The 12,259-nt window shown below is 34.2% G+C and carries 13 protein-coding genes; 11 read left to right on the top strand and 2 right to left on the bottom strand.

Features of this window, described 5'->3' with window-relative positions; translation table 11 throughout:
- Positions 1-72: 72 nt before the first annotated feature.
- The 5 genes from ACK1U5_RS07155 to ACK1U5_RS07135 all read left to right on the top strand — a co-directional run bounded on the left by ACK1U5_RS07155 (position 73) and on the right by ACK1U5_RS07135 (position 2,594).
- Positions 73-408, top strand: coding sequence for a hypothetical protein (locus ACK1U5_RS07155; protein ID WP_000651907.1), 336 nt, complete (start codon positions 73-75; stop codon positions 406-408).
- Between the two features lie 44 nt (positions 409-452).
- Positions 453-653 carry a hypothetical protein gene (locus tag ACK1U5_RS07150; RefSeq protein ID WP_000915140.1) on the top strand — a complete coding sequence of 67 codons (201 nt, stop codon included), beginning with the start codon at positions 453-455 and terminating at the stop codon, positions 651-653.
- 142 nt (positions 654-795) lie between these two features.
- Entirely contained in the window at positions 796-1,503 is a 708-nt protein-coding gene (locus ACK1U5_RS07145) for an SDR family oxidoreductase (protein WP_000823069.1), read from the top strand.
- Positions 1,504-1,613: 110 nt separating this feature from the next.
- A complete protein-coding gene (locus ACK1U5_RS07140; protein ID WP_001070041.1) occupies positions 1,614-2,267 on the top strand; it encodes a DUF6944 family repetitive protein in 654 nt (217 codons plus the stop codon).
- A gap of 114 nt (positions 2,268-2,381) precedes the next feature.
- Positions 2,382-2,594, top strand: a complete 213-nt coding sequence (locus tag ACK1U5_RS07135) for a YqaE/Pmp3 family membrane protein (RefSeq protein ID WP_000990218.1) — start codon at positions 2,382-2,384, stop codon at positions 2,592-2,594.
- Between the two features lie 68 nt (positions 2,595-2,662).
- Here ACK1U5_RS07135 and ACK1U5_RS07130 read toward each other — a convergent pair whose 3' ends face one another.
- Positions 2,663-2,869 (bottom strand): KTSC domain-containing protein, encoded by a 207-nt coding sequence (locus ACK1U5_RS07130; RefSeq protein WP_000777843.1) that lies wholly within the window; start codon positions 2,867-2,869, stop codon positions 2,663-2,665.
- A gap of 469 nt (positions 2,870-3,338) precedes the next feature.
- Here ACK1U5_RS07130 and ACK1U5_RS07125 point away from each other — a divergent pair, with 469 nt between their 5' ends.
- A complete protein-coding gene (locus ACK1U5_RS07125) occupies positions 3,339-5,837 on the top strand; it encodes a transglycosylase domain-containing protein (RefSeq protein ID WP_001293942.1) in 2,499 nt (832 codons plus the stop codon).
- Positions 5,838-6,225: 388 nt separating this feature from the next.
- Here ACK1U5_RS07125 and ACK1U5_RS07120 read toward each other — a convergent pair whose 3' ends face one another.
- A complete protein-coding gene (locus ACK1U5_RS07120; protein WP_000270088.1) occupies positions 6,226-6,507 on the bottom strand; it encodes a hypothetical protein in 282 nt (93 codons plus the stop codon).
- A 235-nt stretch (positions 6,508-6,742) separates the two neighbouring features.
- Here ACK1U5_RS07120 and ACK1U5_RS07115 point away from each other — a divergent pair, with 235 nt between their 5' ends.
- The 5 genes from ACK1U5_RS07115 to prpB all read left to right on the top strand — a co-directional run bounded on the left by ACK1U5_RS07115 (position 6,743) and on the right by prpB (position 12,173).
- A complete protein-coding gene (locus ACK1U5_RS07115) occupies positions 6,743-7,888 on the top strand; it encodes an MFS transporter (RefSeq protein WP_000440662.1) in 1,146 nt (381 codons plus the stop codon).
- Between the two features lie 15 nt (positions 7,889-7,903).
- Positions 7,904-8,194 (top strand): HesB/YadR/YfhF family protein, encoded by a 291-nt coding sequence (locus ACK1U5_RS07110; protein ID WP_001222842.1) that lies wholly within the window; start codon positions 7,904-7,906, stop codon positions 8,192-8,194.
- A gap of 395 nt (positions 8,195-8,589) precedes the next feature.
- Positions 8,590-9,711 carry a citrate synthase gene (gene mmgD / locus ACK1U5_RS07105; protein WP_001987369.1) on the top strand — a complete coding sequence of 374 codons (1,122 nt, stop codon included), beginning with the start codon at positions 8,590-8,592 and terminating at the stop codon, positions 9,709-9,711.
- A gap of 98 nt (positions 9,712-9,809) precedes the next feature.
- Positions 9,810-11,246, top strand: coding sequence for a 2-methylcitrate dehydratase (prpD, locus tag ACK1U5_RS07100; RefSeq protein ID WP_030025555.1), 1,437 nt, complete (start codon positions 9,810-9,812; stop codon positions 11,244-11,246).
- Positions 11,247-11,264: 18 nt separating this feature from the next.
- The gene (gene prpB / locus ACK1U5_RS07095; RefSeq protein ID WP_000312639.1) at positions 11,265-12,173 is read left to right on the top strand and encodes a methylisocitrate lyase; all 909 of its coding nucleotides are present in this window, start codon (positions 11,265-11,267) and stop codon (positions 12,171-12,173) included.
- The last annotated feature ends 86 nt before the right edge of the window (positions 12,174-12,259 follow it).

Here is a 12,259-nt window from a genome sequence, read left to right as displayed (position 1 = left end):
TAATAAAGTTGAGTAATTTTTTAAAAAAATTTGTATAATTGATATATATGAAAATAAAGGAGGCAAAATGTAATGAAAGATATTATGAAAAAAGTTGATTTAACAGATGCCAAATCAAGTAATCTTGTTGCATTAATTTATAGTAATGAAGTTATATTAGTTGAAGACGCATTTTGTCCAAATGAAATAAAATTAAAGTTTAATGAAATTGCAATTTTATCTGCAATTAAAACAGCTCATATTGCGAAAGTGTCTATTAGGAAAGAACTTGAAGCGCTTTTTCATGACACGGGTGTTATATTAGTGAAACAAAATGTTGATTATGGTAGTAGCCAATCTATTACCATGCATTTTGAGCAATTTAAAAAATTGCAAGATGAGATTGAACATTTAAATAAAAGTATGTAATAAAGCAGCTAAATAAAGGTTCTATCATAAAGGTGGAATGTGTTGTGTTGAAAAAGTGGTTTAAAAATTATTTGGGTGAATCGCATTGTAAACATAAATATATTTTTATTAAGATGCAGGATAATGAGGATTTTAAAAAAGGTATATTAGGTGTAGTTTATATTTACCAGTGTGAGAAATGTGGAAAAGAGAAGTTGAAATGTAAAAACAATAATGAAATAAACAATGAATTTTTAGATATATAGCAAAAAGTAACCATGATGGTTACTTTTTTTGCTTATGTATGCAATATCAAAACCATTACTAAAGTATGAGTTGAGTTGATACTATAGTAAATCGCTGAATAAAAATGAAGAGAGTAAGATATAGGGAAGGAGGATGAGAGAAATGAAGCGAAAAGAAATTAGTAAATCTGTAATTATTACAGGCGTGACACAAGGGTTAGGACGTGCGATGGTTGATCGATTTCATGAATTAGGGTGGAACATATATGGTTGTGGACGTTCAAAAAATAAAATTGAAGAACTAAAAAAACAGTACAGTAAAATACATGATTTCCAAGTAATTGATGTTTCAGATTCTCAGCAAGTTAACGATTGGGCAAATTATATACTTAATAGACATATGGCTCCCGATCTGATAATAAATAATGCATCGATTGTAAATCAAAATGCACAACTTTGGAAAATTACGGCTCAAGAATTCGAAAATGTAATGAATGTAAACGTGAATGGTGTAGTAAATGTAATAAGAGCGTTTGTTCCCGCAATGGTAGCTAGGAAAGAAGGAATTATCATTAATATGAGTTCTAGTTGGGGGAGAGAAGGTGAAGCTGAGCTTGCGCCATATTGTGCCTCGAAATTTGCAATTGAAGGTATCACTAAATCTATGGCCCTGGAATTACCCCATGGCATGGCTGTAGTTGCTTTAGATCCTGGAGGGAGTATTAGTACTCCAATGCTGAAGTCATGTGCGCCACAATATATATATGAATCGCCTACACCTGAAACTTGGTCACATAAAGCGATTGAATATATATTGAATATAACAATAGATAAAAATGGAGATTCATTGACATGCCCAGCATGCGTATAAAAAACACATTATATCATTCACAAAATTACATCTGAAAAATAAAATAAAAGATTAAGGGTGAGATTTGTTTGTTTTGAAAGCTTTAGAAAATATTTGAATAGGTGATAAAAATGAATCCAAGCAGTTTAAAAGTGACAGGGGCATGGTTTCAAGTAGGGGGGAATCTTACAGCTGCTATTGGAACGACAAGAGGATTTATTGGAGAAGAGAAAGTTGAATCGGAACTTGTTATTGTAGGAAGCTCATTACAAGCCCTCGGGTATATATTACAAATCATTGCGAGCAATTATGATGATGGGGAAGAAAAAAGAGAGAATCAAAGTAAATTACTTGATCAAATAGGAATTGAGTTATTAGCATTAGGAAATATATCAAATGTAATAGGAATATATTTTAATATAAATGAACAATTGAAAGAAAATGATTATCTTATCATTACAGGGAACAGTTTACAATCGATTGGTGCTTTTTTAGGAGTAGAAGCAGCTTTGGTGGATATAAATGTATTACAGAAAATTATTATACTGGGTAACTCCATGCAAAGTTTAGGAGCTGGATTACAAGCGTATCAAGGTGTTTTAAATGTATTGAAAGATGAGAAAGAAAATAAAGATAGTATTTTTGATAAGAAGGATGAGAGAATCATTGCACTCATTGGTATTTGGATACAAGCGATAGGAACGTTAATTTCCGCAATTGGAATAACTGCAATAGAGGAAGAAAATAGGCTAGAAAACAATGAAAAGTCTGAAATACTTATATAAATAGAAGGAGATACATTGATTTTAGAGGCAGGTTAAGATTAAAATGGTAGTAGGTTTTTTTGCGTATATTTTGAAAAGTGATATATAAAATACAAAATAAGGAGTTTTCAAGGGATGATGTATTTATTAGCAATTTTTCTTCCACCTGTTGCTGTATTATTTTGTGGAAAACCAATTCAGGCAATCATAAATTTCATATTAACATTAATATTTTGGGTTCCAGGAGTTATACACGCAATTCTTGTAGTGCATGATAAAAAAGCTGATCAGCGTTTGAAAAAACAAATTCAAGCATATGATGAAATTAATAAGAGAAATCGAAGATAATTCATCTGCCAAATGTTTTTAAAAGAAAGGAGGATTAACCTCCTTTCTTTTTTTAGTGGGTGTTAAGTTTAAATTTTTGTGTGGCGGAAAGAATTTTTAATGTAAGTATTATGATAATAACTTTTAGATTGTGCATGTAATAGGCCGGTATAAATGCTTTCTGGTACATTAAAGAAATCATACATACCATGCTTTAATTGGATTCGCAAAATCATAGAAAAAGGATTATAACCAACAGCAACTATATTTTTTGAGGTAACCGGAGATAGCTTCATTATTATGCAACTCCTTATTTTTCATTTTTAATAATTCTTTGTAGGTAACGGTATTGTGGTGTTGAAATCTTTATAATTAAAGAGGTATTATACCTATATTCAATATATTTAATATTGGTTATACGTAATTATAAGTAAGTTCACACGAAGTTCATATCGATATGCTATTTTTATTTCACCTTTGATTTATTAATAAGAAAATATTGACCATTTGAAAAAAAGGTATATTATTTATACGAGGTAATAAAAATTCACTTCTTTCATTATTATGCTAAAAGGGGCAGCATTATTAGAAAATTAGAAGTGAAAATAGTATGTATAAGAGCCATTCTAAAATTTGTAATCTGTGAATTAGGAAAATATTGAATGCTCCAGGTCAGTACACTTTCTTGCCTAAACGTATTTACGAAAGTGACCTCAATATTTTTAATTAAATCAACGGGAGAATTGAAAGGCAGGAGAAAGTAACATGTCAGAAAATTATCGTTCTCGCGAGGAGCGACGACAAGTTAAAAAGAAAAAACAGCCAGCTTCTAAAACACAAAAACCAAAAGGTAAAACATCATTTTTCCGCAAGTTTTTAATTACTTGTTTATTACTTGGTATTGTAGGTTTAGTGGCGGGGGTTGCTACCTTTTTCGTAATGATTAAGGACGCACCAAAACTGGAAAAAGCAAAACTTGTTAATCCGTTATCCTCAAAAATTTATGATAAAAACGGGGATTTGGTATATGAATATGGAAAAGAAAAAAGGACGAATGTTACGTATGATCAAATACCTAAATTAGTAGAAAATGCATTTTTAGCGACAGAAGATTCACGTTTTTATGAGCATAGCGGAGTAGACTTTAAAGGTACTGCCCGTGCTGTTTTAGTGAGTCTTAAAGGAGATTATGGCTCTCAAGGTGGAAGTACGATAACGCAGCAAGTTATTAAAAACTACTTCTTATCTATGGATAAAACACCAAAGCGTAAGGCGCAAGAAATATATTTAGCTTATAAGCTAGAACAACAGTATTCAAAACATGAAATATTAGAGATGTACTTAAATAAAATTAACTTAGGTAATCGTTCATATGGTATCGCAACAGCAGCACAAAACTACTATGGTAAAGAATTGAAGGACTTAACATTACCAGAAGTTGCGATGCTTGCAGGTTTACCGAAAGCACCGAATAACTATGATCCAACGAAAAAAGAAAATGTTCAAAAAGCAACAGAAAGAAGAAATGTTGTTCTAAACTTAATGAATCGACATGGATATATAACAAAACAGGAAATGGAAGAAGCAATAAAAGTTGACGTAGAAAAGGGACTCAAGCCTGCAGCTCAACTACAAACAATGCCATACCCTGCATTTATGGATGCAGTTGTGAAAGAAGTAGAAAAAGAATTGCCAGATGCTAATATTGGTTCTGACGGTTTAGAAATTTATACAACGTTAGATCCGAAAGCACAGAAACTTGCTGATAATATTTTAAATAATAATATCATTGATTATCCAAACGATAAATTCCAAGGTGCATTCACATTTATGGATACGAAAACAGGAGAAGTTCGTGCTATAGGTAGTGGCCGTGGAGAAAATAAAGCTGTATTTAAAGGGCATAATATGGCAATTGAATTAGATCGTGCAGCTGGTTCAACGATGAAGCCAATTTTCGACTATGCTCCTGCAATTGAATATTTAAAATGGGCTACGTATCATCAAATCGATGACTCTCCATTTAAGTATTCAACGGGTCAAGAAGTTCGAAATGCAGATAGAAGTCATATGGGTCCAATTACGATGCGTGAAGCATTAAAAATGTCGCGTAATATTCCTGCAATTAAAACTGCAAAAGAAGTAGGGATTAGTAAATCAAAAGAATTCTCTGAGAAACTAGGTATTACATTTAATACAGCACCGACGGAATCGACAGCGATTGGTACAAATGAAGTATCGCCAACTGAAATAGCGGGTGCTTATGCGGCATTTGGCAATGAAGGTAAATATACGAAACCGCATTTTGTTAAGAAAGTCGTTTATCCAGACGGTAAGTCACAAAGTTTTGGACAAAAACCAAAACAAGTTATGACAGATTCTACCGCATACATGATTACTGATATGCTTCGTTCTGTAGTTACATCGGGTACTGGTACATCGGCAAATGTAGGCTCTTTAGATGTAGCTGGTAAAACGGGTACGACAAACTATTCATCAAAGCAATTAGCTCAATATAAAATTCCAGAAAGTGCAACTCGTGATAGTTGGTTTGCTGGATATACACCGCAATATACGATGGCAGTATGGACTGGGTATATGAAAGATGGTAAAGACGAGTATATTAGTAGTAAAAATACGAAAATTGCACAGTTGATCTTTAAAGAAATGATGAGCGAAATGGCTACAGATAAATCACGCTTTAAAATGCCAAGTAGTGTTATTCAAGAAGGTAGTGAGCTACGTATAAAAGGTGAAAAACGTGATTCATCGCCAAATACTAGCGTACCGGATACAACGGAGCAACCAAAACAAGATCAACAGCAAAAAACTGAAGAAGAGAAAAAGCAAGAAGAATTAAAGAAACAAGAAGAACTGAAAAAACAAGAAGAACAAAAGAAACAAGAGGAACTTAAGAAGCAAGAAGAACAAAAGAAACTAGAAGAGCAAAAGAAACAAGAAGAAGAAAAGAAACAAAATGAACAAAATAACGGAAATGGTCAAGGAACGACACCTCCAGCAAATAACGGAGGAGGCCAAGGAACGACACCTCCAGCGAATAACGGAGGAGGCCAAGGAACGACACCTCCAGCGAATAACGGAGGAGGCCAAGGAACGACACCTCCAGCAAATAACGGAGGAGGTCAAGGAACGACACCTCCAGCGAATAATAATGGAGGTCAAGGAACTCCAACCCCACCTGCAACAGTACAACCAAATAATGGTGGAAATGCAGGAGAGGTTCCTGCCAATAATGGACAATAAGAAAAATTTATAAAAAATATTAAAAAGCACTTAAGATTTGTGAAAATTACAATCTTAAGTGCTTTTTACATTTTGCTACAGAAAATGTAATGTTAAGGGCTAGATAGAAGAAAAAGAGTGAATTAACGTAAAGAGAGAAAAGTCTACTTGCAAATGATGGTATGTGTTGGTTATCCCGCAAAGGGACTAACTATGATGAATCATATAAAGTATTAAATAAGTAAAAATTATATTCAAATCTTTAATAAATGTCTTTCTTTAACGGTTACTTTAGTTTGGAAAACAATTAAAAAGTTGAATTTCTTATTTAAGGAATTCGACTTTGTTATGTTGAAACTGGATTAAAGGTTCGCCTTATTAAAATGTAGGGGTAATACAGTGATAGCTATTAAATGTTAAACGTACCATGAAAATTTTGGAAAAAAATTGAAGGGAAATGATAAAAGACTTGAGTCGGAGGTAGTGGAGGATAACTATGGCTATGAATGGGAGTACTACTGGGGTGTGTACCATGATGCCAAAATGATGGGGTAACTTGACCGGGAATTTGATATTGCTGCCAAGTTGCGGGAAGTTCAATTCCTACATCGGAGCTAGCTGTATGAACTGCAGGAACATGTATCCCAGGAGTCGAAGGAACTACGGCAGTTACTCTTAATAATACCCACATGAAATATTCACTCCTAAGTTGAGTTAATAAATTAGTATATTCTTTTCACACGTATAAAGGTACATATATAGGACTTTCGTTTAAAACATGCGTACAAAGTCTTAAGACTAATGTAAGCTGATGGTGGACTATTTAATATGAAAAGATACGTCTATTTGCGGAGGGAAAAGAGATAAAAAAAATATACAATGAGGGTGTTAATCGTAATATTTTACGAGTGTATGGAGGTATTTTTATGGAACGATTATGGACGAAATCATTTATTCAAATGACTTTCGCAATGTTATTTTTATTTACAGGATTTTATTTACTTGTTCCAACGCTCCCGCTCTTTATTAAAGAGATAGGTGGCAATGAATCGCAAGTTGGACTTATGATGGGGATGTTTACAATAGCTGCTGTTGTAATACGACCGATTATTGGAGGAATGTTAGATCAATATGGTAGAAGATCCTTTATTATTTTCGGACTCATCTTTTTTGGCTTAACGATGTACTCCTATAATATAGCATCGACTATTGTCCTTTTAGCTGTTTTACGTGTTATTCACGGAGTAACATGGGCTGTTTCTACAACAGCTGTTGGAACAGCAATAACGGATATTATTCCAGATTCACGCCGCGGTGAAGGTATGGGGTGGTATGGGATGGCGATGACAATTGCAATGGCGATTGGACCTATGATTGGATTATGGGTTGTGCAAAATTATTCATTTGATGGTCTATTTTTATTAGCGACGTTGTTATCTTTTATGGCAGTTGTATTATCATTAATAACGAAGATCCCATTTACGCCACAAAAAGAAAAAGGGAAAATTCAGCTATTTGAGAAATCCGTATTAACAATCACGATTGTAGTATTCTTTTTATCGTTTGCATATGGAGGAATAACAACCTTTTTACCGTTATTTGCATCATCAATTCATGTAAACCCGGGAACTTTCTTTCTTGTATATGCAATTGCATTAACAATTGTAAGACCAATTTCAGGGAAACTATTAGATAAGTATGGAGAAGTATTCATCATACTTCCAGCATTATGTATTACTATTTTAGCTATAGTTGTTTTAACTATCTCAAATGGTTTGATAGGTGTAATTATCGCAGCAACATTATACGGTATTGGATTTGGTTCAGCGCAGCCAGCTTTGCAAGCGGCAATGCTTACAATTGTCGATCCGAGTAAAAGAGGAGTTGCAAATGCTTCATTTTTTACAGCGTTTGATTTAGGAATCGGGTTAGGTGCTATTTTACTTGGAGTTGTTTCACAAATGTTTGGTTATCGTATTTTATTTTCAGGGAGTGCAATTTCAGCATTGATAGCCTTAATTATTTTCGTCTTCTTTGTAAAACAACGATTAGGAAAAAAAGAGTTTGCGTAAACTGGAGGAATAAAGATGAGAATTTCAATTGATCGTAAAGCTCTGCAATGGTTCCAGGAAGAATTACGTATAAAGCACGGTGAATCTGTACGTTTTACTGTAAGGTACGGAGGGGATAGTTCAATTCAGCCCGGATATTCTTTAGGGGTTGTTGCTGAGAAACCCGATGGCGAAATAGTGTCAGTTGAGAAGGAAGGTATTATATTTTTTGTAGATTCTGATGATCTTTGGTATTTTCAAAACTATGATTTATTTGTAAGTTATCATGAGGAAATGGAAGAAATTCAATTTAATTATGTAAAATAATAACTTTATTAAAAATGAATAAGTTTTATATAAAAATTATATTTAAGAGATAGTGAAATAAATATCATATAGTAACGAGCTGTATTTATGTACAGCTCGTTTTTTCTATTTCTCAAATAAAATTAGAATAATTGTATATTTGGCGGTGTTATATGAAAAATCTTTATATTTTGTTTTTGAAAATACGCAAAGAAGTCTATCCTTTCTTTATAAAATATAAGAATTATTTTCAAAAAATTGTATTGTTACAGTAAGAAAAGTGTAGGAAACTTATCATTATAAAATAAATTGAAATCTTCTAAAAACTCTGATACATTGAAATAGAAATGTAGTTTCACAATATTGTAAAGGCTTACAGTTATGTGCACGAAGATCTATTAGGATTGGAGGAAATAATGATGAAAGCTGAAGAAAAATTTTCCCCGGGATTAGATGGTATAGTGGCAGCGGAGACGAAAATCTCGTTTCTTGACACAGTAAAAGGTGAAATTGTAATTCAAGGGTATGACTTAATCGAACTCTCAAAAACAAAAGAGTATTTAGACATTGTGCACCTTTTATTGGAGGAACATCTACCGAATGAAGATGAAAAAGCAACACTTGAAAAGAAATTAAAAGAAGAATATGCAGTACCAGAAGGTGTATTCAACGTACTAAAGGCATTGCCTAAAGAGACGCATCCCATGGATGGATTACGTACAGGTGTGTCAGCGTTAGCTGGTTACGATAATGATATCGAAAACCGCTCGTTAGAAGTGAATAAAAGCCGAGGGTACAAGCTGTTAAGTAAAGTGCCAAACATTGTAGCAAATAGCTATCATATTTTAAATAATGAGGAGCCAATTGAACCTCTTAAAGAATTATCTTATAGTGCGAATTTCTTCTATATGTTAACTGGTAAAAAACCAACTGAACTTGAGGAAAAGATCTTTGATCGTTCCCTTGTTTTATATAGTGAGCATGAAATGCCAAACTCTACATTTACAGCTCGCGTTATTGCATCAACACAATCAGATTTATACGGTGCTCTAACAGGTGCAGTTGCATCTTTAAAAGGAAGTTTACATGGCGGTGCAAATGAAGCGGTTATGTACATGCTTTTAGAAGCTGGTAATGTTGAGAAATTTGAAGAGTTATTACAGAAGAAACTATATAACAAAGAAAAAATTATGGGCTTTGGACACCGTGTTTATATGAAGAAGATGGATCCAAGAGCACTTATGATGAAGGAAGCTTTAAAACAGTTATGTGATGTAAAAGGTGATTATACACTATATGAAATGTGTGAAGCTGGAGAAAAGATTATGGAAAAAGAAAAAGGAATTTATCCAAATCTTGATTATTATGCAGCTCCAGTATATTGGATGCTAGGTATTCCAATTCAACTTTACACACCAATCTTCTTTAGCTCTAGAACAGTGGGGTTATGTGCGCACGTTATTGAGCAACATGCAAATAATCGTTTGTTCCGTCCTCGTGTAAATTATATTGGCGAGCGACATGTACTTAGTAAATAAGAACAACTGGGGAGTTGTTAGCGCCGCCCGCCAGATGGGTGTTTGACCGACACCCATCATTAATAATAACGAATTTTCGACAGAAAGGGAAGAATAGCATGATTAAAACAAATGAAATTAAGCAAAAAGATGCATTATTAGAAGAGATTACCGATTATGTATTAAATAAAGAGGTTACTAGTGCAGAAGCATTCAGTACAGCTCGTTACGTATTACTTGATACACTTGGATGTGGAATTTTAGCACTGCAATATCCAGAATGTACGAAATTACTAGGACCAGTTGTGCCAGGAACAATCGTGCCAAATGGTACACGTGTACCAGGTACGTCTTATGTACTAGATCCAGTAAAAGGTGCATTTAATATCGGATGTATGATCCGTTGGTTAGACTATAACGATACTTGGCTTGCAGCAGAGTGGGGACATCCATCTGATAACCTAGGCGGAATTTTAGCAGTTGCAGATTATATTAGCCGTGTTCGTATTTCAGAAGGAAAAGAAGCTTTAAAAGTACGTGAAGTATTAGAAATGATGATTAAAGCACATGAAATTCAAGGCGTGCTTGCTTTAGAAAACAGCTTAAACAGAGTTGGTCTTGACCATGTATTATATGTAAAAGTAGCAACAACTGCAGTAGTTGCGAAAATGCTTGGCGGAACACGTGAAGAAATCTTTAATGCATTATCACATGCGTGGATTGATAATTCTAGTCTTCGTACATATCGTCATGCTCCAAATACGGGCTCACGTAAATCATGGGCTGCAGGTGACGCAACGAGCCGCGGTGTTCATCTTGCAATGACTGCTCTAAAAGGTGAAATGGGTTATCCAACAGCATTATCTGCGCCAGGATGGGGATTCCAAGATGTATTATTCAATAAACAAGAATTAAAATTAGCAAGACCACTAGAGTCATATGTAATGGAAAATGTATTATTTAAAGTGTCATATCCAGCAGAATTCCATGCACAAACGGCTGCAGAATGTGCAGTGAAGTTGCATCCGGAAATTAAAGAGAGATTAGATGGAATTGACCGTATTACAATTACAACTCATGAATCAGCAATTCGTATTATTGATAAAGAAGGTCCATTAAATAACCCAGCTGATCGTGATCATTGTTTACAATACATTACGGCAATTGGTTTATTAAAAGGAGATATCGTTGCAGACGATTATGAAGATGCAGTAGCAAACGATCCACGTGTAGATGAATTACGTAATAAGATGGTTGTTGTTGAAAACAAACAGTACAGTTTAGATTACCTTGATCCGAACAAGCGCTCAATCGCCAACGCTGTTCAAGTTCACTTTAAAGATGGCACAGTAACAGAAAATGTGGAATGTGAATATCCACTTGGTCACCGCTTCCGTAGAGACGAAGCAATTCCAAAAGTTGTTCAAAAATTCACTGCAAATATGGCAGGTCATTATTCTAGTAAGCAACAAGAACAAATTCATGAAGTTTGTTTAAATGAAGAAAAACTAGAAAATATGAATGTAAACGAATTTGTAGATCTATTCTTAATTTAATAATAGGGGGAATTTAGAATGGCTTGGGTTGTGAAAAAGCAGTCAACACAAGAGGAGCTTGCGAATCGATTCCGAGCTTTAGTAGAAGCAAATGAAATTTTGCAAATTCCAGGTGCTCATGATGCAATGGCAGCTCTTGTTGCAAAAAATACAGGTTTTTCAGCTCTTTATTTATCAGGAGCTGCTTATACTGCAAGTAAAGGCTTACCAGATTTAGGTATCGTGACGTCTACTGAAGTGGCTGAGAGAGCAAGAGATTTAGTAAGAGCTACAGACTTACCTGTTCTTGTTGACATTGATACAGGATTTGGTGGTGTACTAAATGTGGCGAGAACAGCTGTAGAAATGGTGGAAGCGAAAGTAGCAGCTGTCCAAATTGAAGATCAGCAATTACCAAAAAAATGTGGACATTTAAATGGTAAGAAACTTGTTACTACAGAAGAATTGGTTCAAAAAATTAAAGCGATTAAAGAAGTTGCACCGAGCTTATACATTGTAGCACGTACTGATGCTCGCGGCGTTGAAGGATTAGATGAAGCAATTGAAAGAGCAAATGCATATGTAAAAGCAGGTGCAGACGCAATTTTCCCCGAAGCGCTTCAATCAGAGGAAGAATTCCGTCTATTTAATAGTAAGGTAAATGCACCTTTGCTTGCGAATATGACTGAATTCGGAAAAACTCCATATTATAGTGCAGAGGAATTTGCGAATATGGGCTTCCAAATGGTTATTTATCCTGTAACTTCACTTCGCGTTGCAGCGAAAGCATATGAAAATGTGTTTGCTTTAATTAAAGAAACAGGTTCTCAAAAAGATGCACTTTCTAATATGCAAACGAGAAGTGAATTATACGAAACAATTTCATATCATGACTTTGAAGAGTTAGATACTGGTATTGCAAAAACAGTATTATCAGAAGATCAATAGATAAAGCAGCGAAGGCGATGAAAATACATCTTTGGCAAAATAAAATGCTTGATGTGAAAAATCATCGCCTTCTATTTTCAAAAAAG

It is taken from the genome of Bacillus sp. XB1 (genome assembly GCF_053557995.1).
This window is presented reverse-complemented; position numbering and strand designations above follow the sequence as displayed.